Annotated in this window: 9 protein-coding genes; all 9 read right to left on the bottom strand. The window is 46.0% G+C overall.

The features are described from left to right. Positions 1-48: 48 nt before the first annotated feature. The 9 genes from F0364_RS04985 to F0364_RS04945 all read right to left on the bottom strand — a co-directional run bounded on the left by F0364_RS04985 (position 49) and on the right by F0364_RS04945 (position 19,058). Complete coding sequence (locus tag F0364_RS04985) at positions 49-1,374, bottom strand: vanadium-dependent haloperoxidase (protein WP_153796660.1); 1,326 nt, start codon at positions 1,372-1,374, stop codon at positions 49-51. Continuing rightward, entirely contained in the window at positions 1,371-4,922 is a 3,552-nt protein-coding gene (locus F0364_RS04980) for a VCBS repeat-containing protein (RefSeq protein ID WP_153796659.1), read from the bottom strand. The genes F0364_RS04985 and F0364_RS04980 overlap by 4 nt, the downstream gene beginning before the upstream one ends. Before the next feature lie 668 nt (positions 4,923-5,590). Then, positions 5,591-8,047, bottom strand: a complete 2,457-nt coding sequence (locus tag F0364_RS04975; RefSeq protein ID WP_153796658.1) for a glutaminase family protein — start codon at positions 8,045-8,047, stop codon at positions 5,591-5,593. 115 nt (positions 8,048-8,162) lie between these two features. After that, positions 8,163-9,212, bottom strand: coding sequence for a family 43 glycosylhydrolase (locus tag F0364_RS04970; protein WP_153796657.1), 1,050 nt, complete (start codon positions 9,210-9,212; stop codon positions 8,163-8,165). 333 nt (positions 9,213-9,545) lie between these two features. Further along, complete coding sequence (locus tag F0364_RS04965; RefSeq protein ID WP_207632520.1) at positions 9,546-10,574, bottom strand: LacI family DNA-binding transcriptional regulator; 1,029 nt, start codon at positions 10,572-10,574, stop codon at positions 9,546-9,548. Positions 10,575-10,746: 172 nt separating this feature from the next. Next, a complete protein-coding gene (locus tag F0364_RS04960; protein ID WP_153796656.1) occupies positions 10,747-12,600 on the bottom strand; it encodes a glycoside hydrolase family 2 protein in 1,854 nt (617 codons plus the stop codon). A 500-nt stretch (positions 12,601-13,100) separates the two neighbouring features. Further along, positions 13,101-13,802, bottom strand: coding sequence for a DUF3823 domain-containing protein (locus F0364_RS04955; RefSeq protein WP_153796655.1), 702 nt, complete (start codon positions 13,800-13,802; stop codon positions 13,101-13,103). Between the two features lie 27 nt (positions 13,803-13,829). Beyond that, positions 13,830-15,731, bottom strand: coding sequence for a RagB/SusD family nutrient uptake outer membrane protein (locus F0364_RS04950; protein WP_153796654.1), 1,902 nt, complete (start codon positions 15,729-15,731; stop codon positions 13,830-13,832). A gap of 87 nt (positions 15,732-15,818) precedes the next feature. Then, the gene (locus tag F0364_RS04945; RefSeq protein ID WP_153796653.1) at positions 15,819-19,058 is read right to left on the bottom strand and encodes a SusC/RagA family TonB-linked outer membrane protein; all 3,240 of its coding nucleotides are present in this window, start codon (positions 19,056-19,058) and stop codon (positions 15,819-15,821) included. Positions 19,059-19,094: the final 36 nt, after the last annotated feature.

Here is a 19,094-nt window from a genome sequence, read left to right as displayed (position 1 = left end):
CCGACCCCTTGCGATAGCTTGGGGGCACCCCCTGAATATGTATTTTCTCTACCCTTGCTTTCTTGTTTTTATTTTGCGAACGATAAATAACCCAAGGTCGCTGCCTTCCTTTAACCCGTTATCAATAGCGGGCATATAATGAATGCCGCCATAAAACCGGCTGATGGCAGCTTCCTGGGCGGCTTGTTTAAAAGAGGTGAAAGTACGTGGGGGCAGTTCAAACTCCACTTCAGTAGAATCGGTATAGGAAAAATTGTCGCCGAATATTTTAGTAAGCACTACAGCCGCGGCGCCGGATACCACACTGTGCCCGCTGGTGTATTCAGGAAAGGGTGGTGTTTGCAGCAGCGGCAGCCAATTAGGATCAATGTACTGGTTGATGTAAGTTTCCGGCCTGATGACGTTGCTGCGGTACTTCTCCGTCCAGCAACTGATGAAACCATCTGCCAGCGCGATGGCCAGGCAGGCATAAGCTTCCGCAGATTTTATTACATCCGCATTTACCTTTTGGCAGGCTTCCGCCGTTATATTTACCCAATGACCACCGGGTGAAATTTTTTTGGTAGCAAACATTACGTGTCCACGCACATTCATTTTAAAGGGATTACAATCCCAGAAATTGGCTATTTCATTTTGCTCCCGTGTCAGCTTTAAACCAACATTTCTTACCGCCATTGCCTCTTTGTAAAAACGGCTTTCTTTTTTGGTTGAAAATGCCGGCGGGGGAATGGGTTTAAACTGTTCAGCAGAATCTATGATGAAAGTGCGTATCTTATTCCAGTGCGGTTCTATTGCTTTAATGTAGGCCGGTGGTGTTGGCTTCCATGTGGAAGGCTCTTCACTTACCATATACTTGGGTAAGGAGCGTGTTTGCTTATAATTGTCGCCGGCTGCCCACGCAAGTATATGTGCTGCAACCAATTTACCATAAGCCTGTGAATTGGCAATCACTTCATCAGGTACGCCATCGTTCTTAAACTCCTGCAAGACTTCTTTTAAAAATGCATCTACTTTTTCTTCGGAAATCACCAATGCTTTGGCAGTATTGCAAATGGCAAAAACCGCGGCTGCTGTATTACTTAATTCTTTGTCTGCTTCCGGAACAGGTACCGGCTTTAACTGGTGCAACTGGCCCGCAAGACTAATACTGCCAGTATTGCCTTGTATGGCTGCTTCGTAACCGGCTATGGAAATGTAGGCATAGGTACGGCTGGCTACCGGCGGGGAATATATATCGAATACCATTATGTCCGTCACCTTTTTTATGGTGCGGTGCAGGTAATCAGCTTTTCCGCTTTTAGCCTTCCAGTCCTGGGAATGGCCGTAAAAAAAACCTGTTACAACAAACAGGCTTATCAAAACTGCGTGTTTCATAACAGCGGCCTTTTTTCTCCTTTAAAGTTGGTGACGGTTATGGTTTTCATATTGCTGTAAACAGGCAGCTTCCTGGATGATTGCGACAGAAAAGTTGAACCGTAATAAAACTCCTGGCGGCTAGTACGGCCGTCAGAAAAAGTAATGTCTGCGCTAAGATCATCCGCTTTCAAATCTATCCACTTAACGGGTACCGGCTGTTTGCTTTTATCGGGAGCATAAACCAATACGCTGTCCTGGTTTTGTGTGGCAATCAGCAGGTCTTCGTTTTTAGCGGAATGTATTCTCGCCAGCCCTTTTCCATCGCCCCTTACATAAAAACCACTTTCTGCAACGGTTAAAGGTTTAAAGTTGCCTTTTCCATCGCCGGCTAAGCACAATCCTAAAAAGGCATCGTGCCGGCCACTATATGGCTCCATACCATAATCATTGCCAACCATCAGTATATCCAGGTTACCATCGCCATTAACATCCTGGCTTACGATGCCATATACAGGCGCCTGCTGGGCCTGTAATGGCAACGGGCTTATGCTGAACTTGCCATTGCCCAGGTTTTCAATATAAGACGTATGCATATCTGTAGCATGAAATATCAGCGCTCCTTCTCTGTCCTTCTTATTCCACAAATCATCCATTGTTGCAGCGCCATAAGATTTAAACGTAGGAAATTTTTTACGCATGGTAATTACTTGCCCAGAAAGATCGTCTTTGGTGCTCATCGGGAAGGATTTCATAGAACCATCTTCCGCTTTCATGTAACAAAATACCATCGCGTCCATTGACCCGTTGTTGTCTATGTCTTTGGCTATGATGGTTAATGGTTCCTGCGGCGTTGCTTTGTAGTTGGTGTTTAAGCCGAGGTTGCCGGCTATATAGTCTATATCTCCATCGTTGTCAAAATCTCCGGCTGAAAGGCTGTTCCACCAGCCTGTATGATTTTCAATGCCGGTGCTTGTTAAAGGCTCGAAACCATTTCCAGTATTTCGCAGAAAGGTAACTGCCATCCACTCCCCGGTAAGCACCAGGTCAACCTTTCCATCTTTATCAAAATCGCTCCATAAAGCATCGGTTATCATGCCCATGTATTGCAGTTTAGGGCACAACTTTTCCGTAACATCGGTAAACTTCCCATTGTTATTCTGCAGTATAAAACTTTGTGGCTGTTCAGGGTAAACGCCAGATACTACACGCCCGCCAACGAACAAATCAAGGTCGCCATCGCCATCAAAATCGGCGGCACGCACACAAGACCCATTGGTAGAATCTTTTGGCAATACGTCATCTGTTTTGGTGAACCTGCCTTTGCCATCATTCAGGAAAAACCTGTCGCGGCTGATGGCATGCCGTGGTGGTACTTCGTAGCTGCCGCTTACGATATATAGGTCGAGGTCGTTGTCGTTATCAGCATCAAAGAATAAAACCCCCATGTCTTCATACAAAGGATCATCTTTCTTAGTGAAACGTGCAGAATCCAATACAAACTTGCCCGCCGCACTTTGCATAAAGAATACACCGCGATTGCCCGATGAACCGCCGAGATAAAAATCTTCCAGGCCATTACCGTCAATATCCCCAACCGCTATACCTGGCCCGTACTGACTTAGCTTGTGTGGCAAGGTTACCTGTATGTTGTAATCAACAAAATCCCGCTCCTGTGGTTTGTATTTGATACCATACGCTGCCGCTACGTTTTTAAACAAGCCTTGCGAAGCATTGGATGGCACTTTACCCCCAGCAGCATCTTTGTAGGCAACAGTCACCGTCTTATCCGCACTGATACTGCTTAACAACTGCGTTTTACCATCCGGCCAAAGCACCCTCAAAGAATCTACTTCAGTTGCAGTGCCCAGGCCAAAATGCACCCGTGGGTCATCCGTTGACAAGTATCCCCGGGTGGGGTAATGCTCATATACCTGCTGGCTGCCTTTGTAATAAATACGCAACACGGCTCCTATTCCCGCAATGTTTTTGCCGGGCCCTTCTATATTAACGGTAAGTATATGCTTATCACTTTTATCTCCACTGTTGTTCAGGGTATTTTCATAAATACCGGATACTTCGTTCAGGTTATTAATAATTACGTCCAGGTCGCCATCATTATCCAGGTCAACATAAACAGCGCCATTGGAAAAAGAAGATTGCGTAAACCCCCAGTCGGCAGATTTATTCTCGAAGGTGAGTCCGTTCTTATTTTTAAAAGCATAATCAGGCAGTTTCACAATAGGCAATGAGTCGGTCATAGCCAATGAATAATTGCCGCCGCGTCCGCCCTGGCCATTGTTGTAAGAAACATAATCAAGGTCGGTAACATCTCTCGGCAGGCCATTTGAGATAATAATATCCCGCAATCCATCATTATCAAAATCCGCTACCAACGGGCACCAGCTCCAGTCGGTTTGGTATACGCCTGCCAGGTAGCCAATATCACTAAATACCGGGTGACCTTGCGGTGTAGGGCCACTGCTTAACTGCAGCACATTACGCACATATTGGTGATCATAGCCATACTTAGCGCTATTGGTATAGTTGTAATATTCATTGCCACTAAGCATGCGTTTTTTTCGCATGTTGGTTTCGGGCAGCATTTCCAGCGAAATAAAATCTATATAACCGTCATTGTTAATGTCTACAGCATCGGTACCCATGGCATTCCATGCAGTATGCTTAAAGTACTCAGCAGGTTTGTTGCTGAATGTGCCGTTCTTATTGTTGATGAGGCAAAAGTCGTTGGACACAAAATCGTTGGCCACATAAATATCCGGCCAGCCATCCAGGTTGATGTCTGTAATACAGGCGGCGTGGCCCCAGCCTTCAATAGTAATACCCGCTTGTTTTGATACGTTGGTAAAAGTTCCGTTACCATTGTTGCGGTACATTCTGTCTGTGTTTAAAGCGCTGCCATCTGTTACCTTGGGCCTGAAACGGATAGGTGTTTTTACGTCATACAATTCGTTGGTAAGCTGGTACATGTCCAGGTCGCCGTCTTTATCATAATCAAAAAAATAAGCCTGCGTACTAAAGCCTGTATCTGCCAGTCCATAAGCTTTTGCAGACTCTTTAAATACCGGTATTTTATCGCTGTTCAGGCCCTGGTTTATGTAGAAGAGATTAGTGCGTTTCAATACATCATTTTTCATAAAAGATGCCGACACGTAAATATCTTTCCATCCGTCGTTGTTTATATCAACCACCGCTACGCCGGTACACCAACGGCCTTCACCATTTACTTTAGCTGTCTCCGTTACATCTTCAAACTTTAAATTGCCTTTGTTCATGTACAGTTTGTTATGTACCATGTTGCCGGCAAAATAAATGTCCATCAAACCATCGTTGTTAAAGTCGCCGATGCCCACGCCACCGCCATTGTAAATGTTGGCCTGGTTTAAAATATTGAGCGTATCGCTTTCGGTAAGCAGGTTATTGAATGTAACTCCTGTTTGAGAAGAAGGCAATAAACGGAATAACGTATGCTGGCCGAATGCATTTATTGCAGTCAGCAGGCAAACAATCAGCAGGGGCAGGCAAGCTTTGCTTTTTCGCAATATCATGGTCACAATTTTATTAATCGTTGTTTTGGCTTTATCAAGGGTTTGTTTGCGGGACGAACTGCTTTACTACTATTGGACTTCGTTGTGTCACTCACTTGTACGTTCTGTAATTCTACTGAACATAACGTAGATTATCACAAACAACTATTACCGCAGGGCTTTAAACTCTAGACACATGGCTTCGTCCTTGCGGGCTTTTACTCATAACGCAGCGTGTTGCACCTAAGCGCCAGGGATAGAAGCGGATACCCCGCTGAGGCCTTGTGCAATGGCCTTGTGGCGGAGTAGCAGCGGATAGCCCGGTGCCTTCGGCAGGCGCCCTGACATAACCTAAGAACAATTAATTTTAACCGCATCTTTAAGTTTATACGCCCTGCTGATTAAAATTCTATTGCTGAAGTTACAGTAGCGCAAAAGCTTAATTAAGGCGTAAGAAAGAAACGTGCTGTATATCGTTTCTTTCTTGACTTTTTGTTTTACTTTTTTGTGTCAAGACAAAAAAGTAAAACAACATTCTCGCTTTCAAATCCGGCAAATGCACCCAAGTTTATTATTCTAATAGCTTAAAAGAACTGGTATATTAAACATTAAAATATTCAACACACCATGTTTGTATGAACATAGCGTGTTGAATATTGAGTGGGCTTCGACAAGCGCAGCCCGAAAAATTATTTGTTCAACTTCTTCTCCAGCATCTTCATATAATAGCCGCCAACCACACTTCTTGCCTGGAACCCGACTTGCTTGCCATTGGTGGTTTCGTGCCAATCGCTCAGCGGCACTCTGGTAGGCGTTTCTGTTGCATACTTTAACAATGGCGCTACCAGGGCATTAAAATCATTGGCGTCATAAGCCAGGGTAGCAGTCCAGATAATCCAGTCGCTCTTGGTGTATGTTTTGCGGCTGTCAAGCGGCAAACCAAATTCGTTTTGTTTGGTGAGGTAATATTTTATCTCCTTGTCATATACCGACTTAGGGAAAAGATTAAGGCCAAGCACTTTATCCCATACAAGGTTATACTTCTGGCTCCAGGTACCCCCTTTGTCAAAGGTTAAGGCAAAATGGTCGCCCTCATCGCACATGGTTTGCCATTTGGCCGCCATGTCTTTAGCGATGGTATTGTATTTTGTTGCAGTGGCTTTATCGCCCAGCATGTCAGCCAGCATGGCATAACCACCTATACCTACAATTGCCTTCATAGATAAGTTAGCATTACGGGCAAGGTGGCCCGCAAAGTCATCTGTACACAACTGGTTAGCAGGATCGAAACCGTCACTCACCAAAAAATTTACCCAGGTAGATAAAGTTTTCCAGTGCTTCTTTGCATATTCCGCATTGCCTTCTATTTTAGCGATGGCTGCAACTGCCGCAATCATATTGCCAGACTCTTCCACTGGCATATCTTCTCCATAAGTCTGGCCGTTGGCAAGTGGATAAGTACCCAGGTCGTGCGCCGCAAAAGGTTTGGCCCATTTACCGCTTTCACTGTAGTAAAAAATACCGTTCAACATACCCTTCAGCAAGTCTGGGTTATACACCAGGAACATAGGCGCAGACGGATAAGTAATGTCTACAGTATTGATAGACCCGTTGCTGAAATTCTCTTTGGACAGGAACAGCAGTTCTCCCTGCGGGCTTTTTACCAGTTTATGTGCAGCAATGGCCTGGCGATAGGCCAACACGCAAAGGTCTGCGTACGCTTTGCCACCTGCCGCTTCCGCATCAGCGTATAAGCTTTGGTTAAACGCGTTGCATTTTTCTGTAACAGAAGCATAGTCAGCAGCGGCTGTTGTTAACTGTTTTTCGATAGTCTGTGCAGGGTCATTCTTCCACCAGGGCTTCAGGTTTTGTTTGAAGTATTGAATGGAGTAGAGGTCATCGTAACCCAGCATTACAAACTGTTCTTTTGCTGTACCGTTTACTTTGCCTAAGTCAAAAACAGTATTCAATACAAGGCTTTTACCGGAAGTGGTTACAGCCGGTGAAAAAGAATTACCCGTAAATGATGTAAGCGCCAGTGACTCCGCGGTGATATATTGTTTGGCCTTTGCCGCAGCCGGAGCAGCTACATACATATATCCCCAATCTATACGCAGGTCATCGCCTTTCTTTTGCAATACCGGTTGCTCAACGGTACCTGCTTTAAGAATACTTAACTGAGGTGTTGTGTATTTTTGTGCCGTAACTACCTGGGAAGGAATATCAACCGCAATATTGGTAGAGGCGCCAAAGTATAGCTGCACATCATGCGGATTACCATCATTGCTTTTTACGGAATAGTTAATGTAGGAAACCGGCCTTGCAACCAGGTCCAGGTCATCCATCAGCAACGGAGACGTAAACGTAAGCGTTGCATCAACAGGGCCACAGGTGAAAGTATAAATGGTTTGGGTGGCATTTATGGTTACAGATTTTTGCTGGCCCAAAATTGTTTCACTGTTCTTTGGCGGTGGCGGAACGTTAGCAATGCCTGCATCCAGCCAGGCGCCGCCGGCAGTATTGGCCACATGAATAGCCAACACATTCTTTCCCTTTTTTAGTTTGCTTTTAATGGCATCTTCCAGGGGTATGTAATCAAACTTGCCCAGCCAGCCTACATAGCTGTACACCTTCTCTCCGTTGAGATATACTTCCGCATTATCGTCATGCTTTATCTTAAGATAAAGCTTGTTGAAATTGGTTTGGCTTAAGGTAAACGTTCTGCGTACCCAGATATTTTTACTAAACCAGGGCGTGCCCTTAATGGATTTATTATCCGCAAAAGGAGCTGTACCTGTTTTCCACGTAGCGTCATTAAAGCCTTCTTGTTCCCAACCTTCTGCAGGTTCTGTTTCCGTGTATTTGGCCACGTAAGATTTTTCGTCGCTGGTGGGTACAACTGATTCAAAGCTCTTGCCTTCACTGCCCAGCACACGGTAAGTTTTATCGTCTACTTTTATCATACCGGTAAGCGATTGTTCAGCGCCTGTCCAGTGCTTGGTAGGCGATGCGGTTAACTGGTCTGTAGTTGACCAGATACAGAAATAAGGGTCGTGTGTAATAAGCGGGTATGCAGGCGCTTTTTGCTGCGCCAGCAAAGCCTTACCAACCAATAAACAAGAGAGCAGAAACAGATGTTTTTTCATGATATGCTATATATAAGAATTTTGCGTTACGCACCCATTCACCATCAACTGTTCATAAAAAAATCAATGCCAGGGAACAAGACCAATTCACCACTGACTATTCACCATTCACCACTCACTTCCTCTCCTCCGGGTTATCCATCCAAAAGTCAAACACATTTTGCCTGTCACTTACCAGTGTTCCGTCTTTTATCTGCAACGGCCCAACCTGTATGGAGGAACGGCGCAGACGATAAGGCGTATTACCAGAGCTATCCAGCGGGGCATCAGAATGTGTTTTGCGTTCGGGGTGTGTAAAGTAAAAAACGTACGCTTTGTTGTTGATTACAATTACGTCTCCATGTGCGCCGCTGGGGCCATCTTCTGTACGCGAAGTAGCACTATCCAGTATCAAACCCTGCCGCTCCCAGTTGTCGCCATCTTTGGAGCGGTACACCCTCATTCCCCTCCACTCATCCGTCAGCATCCAAAACCAACCGCCGAATTTAAAGGCTTTCGGGCCCTCGTGCGGCTGGCCACCAATGGCCGGCTCTTCATTGGTTTTCCATTTATACAGGTCATCGCTTTCGGCCATCATGGTTACGCTTCCACGCTCCTGGTCTTTGTACCACATGCGCCATTTACCGTTAGGCATCTGCATCAGGCTGGCATCAATCACACTTTCCGATGTAAGCTTCAGCAGCCCCAGGAACTTCCAGTCCCACAGGTTTTTGCTGGTGTAATGTGCCATTCTTGCCCTCCCGCCCCAATGGTTGCGGGCGCCCTGTATGTACACAACAAACATGTGGTATTCGCCATTATGATACACCACATCCGGCGCCCAAAAAGTATTCAGCCCGTTTTCAAAGTCCAGCTTCAGCGTGCCACGGTACACCCAGGTCTGTCCATGGTCGTTAGACGATGCAACTGCAATAGGAGTACCATAGCAGTAAGCCACATCGGCACCCTCGCTGTTGGCACGCCGTTGCGTGTAAAGCATCCACCAGCTTTTTTCCTGGCGGTTCCAGATAAGCACGGGGTCCGCGGCGCCATCGGTAACCGGGTCGCGGTACAGCGGCGCAGCGGCGCGGTGGCTTTTTGGAATAATCGTAATTGTATCCTGGGCGGTGGAGGCAAAGCCGGTAATTACAGAAATTATCACAGGCAGCAGGCGCAGATATTTCATCAGTCAAATCTTTTCAGAGGTTATGTAAATAAGCAGCAATATAGAGTAATTGAACAGAAGTTTTTGGTGACGGGCTTTTGGTTTTTCATGGCGGCCCGGTTGCGTCGCACTACGTTCATCGGTTGGTTTTTCATGGCAGCTTTTCAGACCCGGGTAGAGGAGGTGCGTAGAGACACGCACCTGGGGAAAGGCCGTTTTTACCCTCGGTGGGAAAAGGCGAATAACGAACCAACCGTACAAGTGTGCGACGCAACGGCAGCCTCATACCTGTTCCTCCTGCCGGGCCAATAAAAAAGGTCATTAAAACACAAAGAAAAAAAGGGATGAGAATACTTAGTATTTCCTGCTGGATTCCCGGCATATCAGTTCCGGCTGCAGTATTAGTTTGCGGGGATGGGCAGGGTATGCATCGCCACGAAGGCTGTCGAAGAATAAACGGGCGGCGGTTTCGCCCATGATAACGGTTTTCTGGTTTACGGTGGAAAGCGATGGTGTGAGGTACTCGCCAAACGCTTCGTTACAAAAACCAATGATGGCAATATCGGCAGGTATTTTTATGCCGGCATCTTTCATGGCCTGCATAGCGCCAAGCGCTGTAAAATCTTCCACAGCAAAAACCGCATCAGGCTTTTTGGGTGAAGAAAGCAACTTTTGCATACACTCCCGGCCAGATTCTATACTTACCTTACCATACACAATCAGGTCATCATCCACGGTAATGTTGTGTACGTTCAAAGCATCTATATAACCCTTGAGGCGTTGGTTAAAGATGCCTACATGTTGCTGCCCGCCAATATGCGCTATGCGTTTGCAACCTTGCTGTACCAGGTGTTTGGTGGCTTCAAAAGCGCCGGCATAATCATCTACAACTACGGATGACACGCCGAGGTTATCATTGGCCCTGTCAAAGAAAATAAGCGGTATGCCACGCTTTTTTATTTCGGCATAATGCTCGAGGTTAATGGTTTCTTTGGATATGGATGCCAGCACTGCGTCTACCTGCGACTGCAAAAAGGTATGCACGCCTTTCTTTTCGTACTCATACAGCTCGTTAGACTGGTAAATGAGTACATTGTAATTGTTTTCGTTAGCAACCTTTTCAATACCGTGTACTACGGAGCCGAAGAAATTTATTTCTGCGCTGGGTATTATTACGCCAATGATATTTGACTTGCCCAGGCGCAGCGAAGAAGCAATTTTGTTAGGCCTGTAGTTAAGCCTTACCGCTGTTTCCTTAACGGCTTTTTTAGTGGCTTCTTTAATGGCAGGGTGGTTGTTAAGTGCACGGGATACCGTAGCTGCTGTAATGTTCAGCTCACGTGCTATATCCTGTATGGTGGCTTTTGAAATTGTGTCACTCATCTGCAGCCGGTTTAAACAGCCCGTACTATGTTTGGTTATAACTGGTATTACAAAAAAGAAACCTGCCGTTGACACAGCAGGTTTAACTGCTTACAAAACTTGCCATTATGAGAACCAAAAATCTATACACTTATCCCGTTATTTATCTGAAAACAAACACAGGAACCGGTAACTATTTCTTAGCCATATTGCCCAGTGCACTATTGTAAAGCTTGCTGTGCACAGCTTTTAAACTGGCTTCGGGTATTTTAATTTCTTTTCTGTCGTAAGTCATTAAACCGTTTGTTTCCACTTCCACATCAGTGGTTTGTGTGTACACAGCGGCAGACAAACCCTGCTCTATAAGCGCCGGAAATTTTTCCATCATTTCCGCGTAGCGCTTAAAAAGCTCATCCTTATTTTTAAAAGTCTGGTAACCCCAGTTGTTTTTTTCCTGCCAGGTGTGGCCTTCCATTGGCAGGCCCAGGCCACCGAATTCGCCCAGCACCACTACACGCTCTTTACCAAACAAATCGGCCCGCGGCATAGCAGGCTCGGGGTAGTTATGCAAATCAAAAATGTGCCCTACATCTTCAAAGTTGCCGCCACTGGCGGTGTTGATCAGACGGGAAGGATCTTTCTGCATCGTCCATTCAACAATTTCTTTTGTTTTAAACTGGCCCCAGGCTTCGTTAAAGGGCGTCCATACCACAATGGAAGGAAAGTTGTAGAAATCCTGCATAATCTCATTCCATTCTGCTTTATAGATGCCCTCGGACTCAGGCGTGCGGTCTTTATCGGTTGCCCGGCCAATAATGCCGGGGCGTGAATCCCAACGGTTGCCGAGGTCGCCGCTTGGCATATCCTGCCATACCAGCATACCTAATTGGTCGCAGTAAGTGTACCAGCGGGCAGGTTCTGTTTTAACATGCTTGCGTATCATGTTAAAACCCATTTCTTTTGTTTTAACTATATCAAATTTCAAGGCTTCATCCGTAGGCGCTGTATACAAGCCATCTGGCCACCAGCCCTGGTCAAGCGGGCCATACTGAAATACAAACTCATTGTTCAGCAGCATACGCTGAATACCGTTCTTATCAGGCGCCATAGAAATTTTACGCATGGCAAAATAGCCTTTCACCTCATCAACGGTCTTGCCTTTGCGGCTAACAGTAATCTTTAAATCGTACAGGAAGGGGTTAGATGGCGACCATAACTTAGCATTACTGATACTTAACGCAACAGGGCTGCCTGATACAGTTTGCTCAGCTACCTGTGTGGCGCCATCCCAGGCGCTTACTTTTACTTCATCGCCGGGCTGCAGGCTTTCTGTTTTTACATCCACGTTTACAACCTGCTTATCAATATCCGGCGTTTGCGTAAAGGCACTTATATAGGTTTGAGGAACCGCTTCTATCCAAACGGTTTGCCAAATACCCGTAACGGGTGTATACCATATACCATGCGGGTTTTTAATTTGTTTGCCGCGTGGCTGCGGGCCATCATCAGAGGGGTCCCATACGCGTATGGAAATTTTCTGATCACCCTTCTTGGCAAGGGCTGATGTAATGTCGAATGAAAATGGATCGTAACCGCCCTGGTGGCTGCCTACTTTTGTGCCGTTCACATATACGTCGCACAACCAGTCAACCGCGCCGAAGTGCAGCAACACATTTTGTTTCTTAAATGTTGCCGGTAGTGTTAACGTACGCTCATACCACAATACGCTGTCCTTACCCACCGTTTTACCCACGCCAGACAATGCTGATTCAACAGCAAAGGGCACTAATATTTTACCTGCATAAGCCGCGGGTATTGTTTCCTGGGTTTTTGGCAAAATGTTATAATCCCATTCGCCGTTAAGGTTAACCCAGTTGCCACGCACCATTTGCGGACGCGGATATTCCGGCAGCGGGTTTTCCGGTTTTACATTAGCAGCCCAGGGCGTCATAATTTTTGAACCCGCAGGTTTCCACGAAGACTGTGCGAAAGCGCATGTACCGGTTAAGGCAAACAGCAGCGCCAGAGAAATTTTCCTGATTAGCATTTTGTAGTAATTATCGTAAAGAAAAAACGAGGTGCCAGGTTGTATAATCAAGTACGAAGTATGAAGTACAAAGTACGCCAACCCTACTTACTATTACCCACTCCCGACTACCTTTTTGATACCAGCGCCAGTGCCCTGTGGCATCTTCGTTGCGTCGCAATCACTTCATCGTTCTGTTCAATGAGCAACTTTTCAGACCCCGGTAAATTAAGCATTCATTCCTGAAGAATGGAACGTTGAACAATTAGGGCCTGCTAAACAATGCCCAGTAGCGAACAGAACCTTTGCATGCCCAGGGCAGGCTACTACAGCAATTGGTGAATAGAATTGTTGCAGTACAAGTGAGTGACACAACCAAAGCCTCATAGCAGCAATACAGCCGGTACCCAAATAAAAAAAATTATTATAAACTACAAAGGCCACCCGGCTGTTGGCAGAATGACCTTTGCAGACTTTTTTTATCCTATCGCATGATGATGTCTTTTACAGCACATGGCATTTTAATAAGTCACTTTAACCACCGGTGAAAAAATCCTGTCTTCCACACCTGCAATCTTAATGCTAAGCCTTGCGAACACATAATTCTGCGCAGGCGTAATGGATGGAACATCTACGGTGAGGGTGATGTTATTGAGGTCTGTTATATCACCCCCGTTTCTGCCTGCGGAAGCAATGTTATCACCACCGGATACAAACTGCGTTCTGTTGATGTAAAGCACTACGTTTTCAATGTCTTTAGCATCGGCGCCGGTAATGATTTTTTCAGCTTTAAATGTACCGGTTACCTTATTAGACCCGCCGGTTATCTGCGGCGTTCTAATCATGTAAAAAGGCATTACGTCCAAATCAATTTCCTGGCTGCCGCGTAAAGAAATGGAAACAGAATCAGGTGCCCCGCCTGCGGTTTTCTTCCACATGAACGGGCCCTGGCCATTGGGTATGATGAGCTTGTACTCACCATCAAACAACATGGCTGAAAAATTACCTTCCTGCGTAAAGGATGAACCGATAGGCCCAACTTTACCAAAACCATACTGGTACAATTCGTAAGGCACCTGGTAGTTTTCCACTCCAATAGGCTCGCCCTGGTAAACTATGCGGCCAGAGAGTTTGGAAGTAGGCTCTTTGTAATTATCTTTTTTGCATGATACCGCCACGGCGCAAAGGGCGATGACTGCTATATGTTTCAATTTGAATTTCATAATGAAAGTTTTATACCGTTAACACTGTTACTGGTTAGGCTGCCTTACAATTTTGGGATTAGCGGCCCTGATATTATCATCAATAAAGCTGTAGTAGTTACCCAACTGGAACCTGTTGAAACCGGTAACCACGGCAGGCAATGTTTCTCTGAATACCCATTTACCATGATTGGCGTTGCCTGGGTTATGGTATTTATAAGGCCACAAACCCCATGGCTGGGTACTTTTTTTGGTGGCTTTACCAATATCGCTCAGCAATTCAGCTTTGCTTGTGGGGCTGCCATTCCAACGGATGTGTGCCAGTCTCCAGCGTTTCATGTCGTATAAAGTATGGCCTTCAAAAGCCAGCTCAACACGGCGCTCATGCACGATGCGGTCAAAGGTTAAAGTGGCATCCGTTAAGCCAGGTAAACCAGCCCTGCTGCGCACCTGGTTAATGTAAGTAAGCGCCGTTGTTTTGTCACCCAGTTCAAAAGCAGCTTCGGCTGCATTTAACAGTACTTCAGCAAAACGGTAGCGTATAAAAGCCACATCGCTGCCACGGCCACGGCGGCCGGAGCCTACTGTGGGGTCTAACCATTTGCGTGTGTAAAAGCCACTCTGCGCCCTGAATTCAAGGCCATTTACGGGGCCATCCTTACCTACCACCTGTATTGGGTTAGTTGTGCCAGGCAATGGCTTTAACTGGCCCGCTTCATCGCTGGTTAAGATGCTGCCATCAGCAAAAGTGTAACCAGCCCATATATCCACCCTTTTACCTTTAAACAGTCCATTGGGCAGTAAAACGGTTCCTGCCAGGCGGGCATCCCTGCCGGCAAAAATGTCTTGTATATCACTGTAATAAATGGGGTTACCGCCGGCATCAGTAGTTGGCAGCGGTGCAAATGTGCCGTCCAGCTTTTCAAACGACTGTACCAGGTTTAAAGATGGGTTTAAGCGGCCGGCATCGCCACCTTCATCAGAAATGGAGTAAGGCTGGTCGTTTGTAGTGAAAGCGTGTACCTTACCAGCGCCGGCCCTGAAGTCTTCTATAAATATTGACTCCTGGTTTACGGTACTTTTATCTAAAAAGATAGCTGCGAAATTATCAGAAAGATCGGGCAATACTTTGTACAACTGGTAAGATCCGGCGCTGCCGTTAATGATTTCCTGCGCTGCAGTTAACGCGGTTGTATAGTAAGCATTGGCCTTATCGGCAGGGATACCCACTTCGCCACCGGGCAGCGAAACTGCCGGAGTAGTAGCGCCATATTTGGCAATTGAAGCGGCATACAGCGCAGCCCTTGTTTTCATTGCCAGTGCAGCGCCTTTTGAAGCCCTTGATTTTTGGTTGGCATCAGTTGGCAACTGGTTTTTGATAGCTTCCGCTTCAGCAATTACAAAGTCGTAAATATCAGATTCTTTTGCCCTTGCTACCTGAACTTCAGAAGCGTCTCCTTTTGACGGGTCATATATCAATGGAGATGTTATCAGGGGCACACCACCCATTCTTTTTACCATTTCAAAGTAATAGCTGGCGCGGAGAAACCTTGCTTCAGCCATAAACCTTGTTTTATCTGCTTCTGTTAAAGCGGTGGAAGCACTGTCACGCTGGATAAACAGGTTTAACTCCCTGATGTAAGTGTAATCCCAGGTGGACCAGCTACCGTAGCCCCAGCTTGTATTGCGCACCAGGTCGTAACTGCCGTTTTCTGAAGGGAAGCTTTCACTGAAATCGGCAAAGCTTCTCCAGCCGTTATCCAAACCTGAAAAATCGTAGTAGCGGTTATACAAGTCGCCCAATATAGAAAGCACAAGTGCGGGGTCAGAAAAAGCCGTCTCATTGGGTATAATCTGTATCGGCGGCACTTCCAGGTAGTCACTGTCTTTAGAACAGCTTGCTATACCCAGCAGCCCTGCAAGTATTGTAATTGAAAATATCTTTTTCATCCGGTATTTTTTTATTTGTTTCATGTAACCCGGCCGGTTATCCCTGCCGGGTTACATTGAAATATTTGTATCTAATGCAATGAACTTTTAAAGTGAAAGGTTGATACCTACGTTAATAACCCTGTTCTGCGGGAATTGCAGGCCATTGTCATCAATCGCTTCAGGGTCAATACCGTAATCTTTCAGGTTATCCAGCGAGAAGAGGTTATAGGCATTGATGTATACCCTTGCCCTTTGTATTTTAACCCTTTGCAGCAATGAGGAAGGAATGGTATATCCCAACTGTATGGTCCTGGCCCTTAGCTGCTTTACATTGTGCAACCAAAAAGTTGAGTTAGTGCGGTAGTTGCTGTGGTCTGGCCCCATATTATATCGGTTGGCAGGATATTTTCCCGGAACCCACTCGCTGTTGGGGTCGTACATATCTGCACGGTGCCACCTGTCTGTAAAGATGGTATTCAGGTTACCGTTGTTCTGGAAGGCCCATCTTGTTTCCCAGTTCTGGAACCAGGTATAACCGCCGCCGCCAGAGAAGTCTGCATTAAAATCGAAGTTTTTGTAAGTAAGCCCAATGCTGAAGCCAAAGTTAATGTTAGGCTGCTGTCCATAACCATAACCGATGGGGCGCTGATCGTAACCATCAATCTTATTATCTCCGTTAATATCGCGGTAAATGATATCGCCAGGTATCAGGGTTCTGTTACCTTGTCCATCCACATTAACAGGGTAATTGTTAATCTGTTCCTGGGAAGTAAACTGGCCATCCGCAATATACCCCCATGCTATGCGTGCAAACCTGTTTTCGGCAGAGTTGCGGTACTCATCCCAGGAGTTAAAGAACCTGGGCTTGTAAGAATCCAGTGTTTTAGAGCGTGTATAACCTATGTTACCACCTATGTTAAAATTAACCTGGCCCAGCTTGCCATGATATTGCAATGACATTTCCTCACCATACTGCGCATCAGTATTGATGTTTTCGTTTGGCAGGCCGTAACCAATTTCAACTGGTACAATTACATCGTACTTGGCAGCAGGCAAGCCTGTGCGTTTGCGGTAGAAGTAATCCAGGGTACCTGTTAATTTTCCGTTGAACAGGCTGAAGTCAAGGCCTATATCTGTGATCTTACTTTTTAACCAGGAAAGCGATGTAACGGGAATGCCTTTATCCCTTGAAACAGTAACCGGGTTACCCTCTATAATGGCGGTACCCTGGTTGTAATTGTAGCCCTGCAGGTAGGCATAAGGAGCAACAATCGGCTGGTTTTGGTCGTAAGGGTTTCTGTCATCACCCAACTGGCCGTAAGAAGCACGTAGTTTCAAATCGCTTAATGCACGGCTGTCGCCTAACAGGTTCTTAAAGAATGGTTCTTCGGTAAGCCTCCAGCCAACGGACACGCCGGGGAAGTAACCAATCCTCTGGCCTGGTGCAAACAGGTAAGATGCATCACGCCTTGCCGAAGCTTCAACAAAATAGCGGTTAGCAAAGCTGTAGGTTAAACGGCCAATGTAACCCAAACGGCGCTCTTTTGTTTCCTCATCCTGGTATTGGTCCATGGTAGGGAAGTAAATAAGCGGCAGGTTGTTAGAGATAGGGGACGCATGCAGCCAGTTTCTCCTGCGGTGAAACTCCAGCCTTTCAGCAACCAGCGTAGCGCCAATGCTATGGTCTCCAAAAGTATTGTTGTAGTTTAACTGTACCTGCATATTCTTGTTGATCTGTTTGATCTGCTCACGGTCTCTCCATGGGTTGGTGCTGCCACCAGTAGCCCTGTATTCTTCCGGGGCTGTTTCTGTTGCGGGTATATAAGTATAGGCCTTGTAAGTGTATTCCTGGTTGTTGTGCTGCAGATCGGCAATGTAATAGGAATAGGTACCTTTAACGGTAAGGCCCTGTACAAAAGGTATTGCCCACTCCGCGTTCAGGTTAGCCTGCACTACACGCCATTCGTTTTTAAGCTTACCGGAGATTGTTTCGTTAAGGAAAGCATAGTTGGTTTCCAGGTGCTCGCCCATATCATTCAGGTAAGCAGGGTTATCGTTAGCATACGGCCTTTCTCTTGGGGTATTTCTTAAGATAGCGAAACGGGACAACCAGTAGTCATCTCCACCTGGTACGCCAGGATTTTGCCTTGTTTCAACGCGTCCGTTCAGTTCCGCACCTACTTTAAAGCCTGTTGCGAGTTTAGCTGTAACATTGGCTTGTATATTGGAACGGTTAAAGCGGTACTCCTTACCAAGATTTGAATTTTGGTAGAAGTTAGTGGCTGAAACATAATAGTTTACTTTATCCGAGCCACCGCTGATGTTGATGTTTACAGAGTTCTGGGGAGCGGGTTTGTCCAGGATATACTCCCGCCAGTCAAAACTGCGGTATTGTTTTCCTGCACTTTCCCCCTGTTTGTATTTGTCCAGTTCTTCCTGGGTTATATTGGTATTTCCAAACCTGTTTATTTCCGCTTCAGCGCGGTAGAACATGTAATCATAAGAACTGTTCAACACTTCCGGGAAGCGGAACCAGGTTTGCCAACCGGCGTACGCGTCTATGTTTACGTTGTTTTTTCCTGATGCACCACGCTTAGTGGTAACCACAATAACGCCATTGGCGGCACGAACACCGTAAATAGCGGCAGATGCGTCTTTTAACACCGAAATACTTTCAATATCATTGGGGGCAATGTTGTTAAACTGGCCGGCATCCTGCTGAATTCCATCAATTACATACAAGGGATTACCCATGTTACGGATCTGTATAGTGGCAGATGCACCGGGACGGCCATCTGGCATACGGAACGTAACGCCCGGTATTTTACCTGCAAGGCCGCTACTTACGGTAGAGCCACCGTGTACACGGTCCAGGTCTTTGCTGGTAACTGTAGAAATGGCGCTGGTTACAGAACCTTTTTTCTGGGTACCATAACCAATTACCACCACATCGTTTAAGTTACTGGCGGCAGATACAAGCTGTACATTAACCGTGGTTTGGTTTTTTACAGCTACTTCCTGCGTTACAAAACCCACGTAAGTAAACACAAGCACGGCGCTGCTGTTAGCAACAGTAATGGAAAAAGTACCATCAGGGTTGGTAACCACACCATTGCTGGTGCCCTTTTCCTGGATGCTTACATTAGCCAGGCCTTCATTTTTTTCGTCTGTTACCTTGCCCGAGATGCCAACGGCGGGGGCTTTGTACGCAAGGGCGGTTAGCGGGTTTGCGCATAACAACAAGAAAGCAGTTAAAAGGCAACTTAGCTTTACCGCGGAAGTTTTTCGTAAAGCAATCGTTTTGGTGAGGATATATATAGATATACCCCTGGTAAGAAATTTCATACCTTTACTTTGTTTTAGATGTTATTCGAATATTTA

It is taken from the genome of Foetidibacter luteolus, from assembly GCF_009650435.1.
Classification (GTDB): Bacteria; Bacteroidota; Bacteroidia; order Chitinophagales; family Chitinophagaceae; genus Foetidibacter; species Foetidibacter luteolus.
Note: the sequence above shows the minus strand (reverse complement) of the source record. Positions and strands in the feature narration are given on the sequence as shown.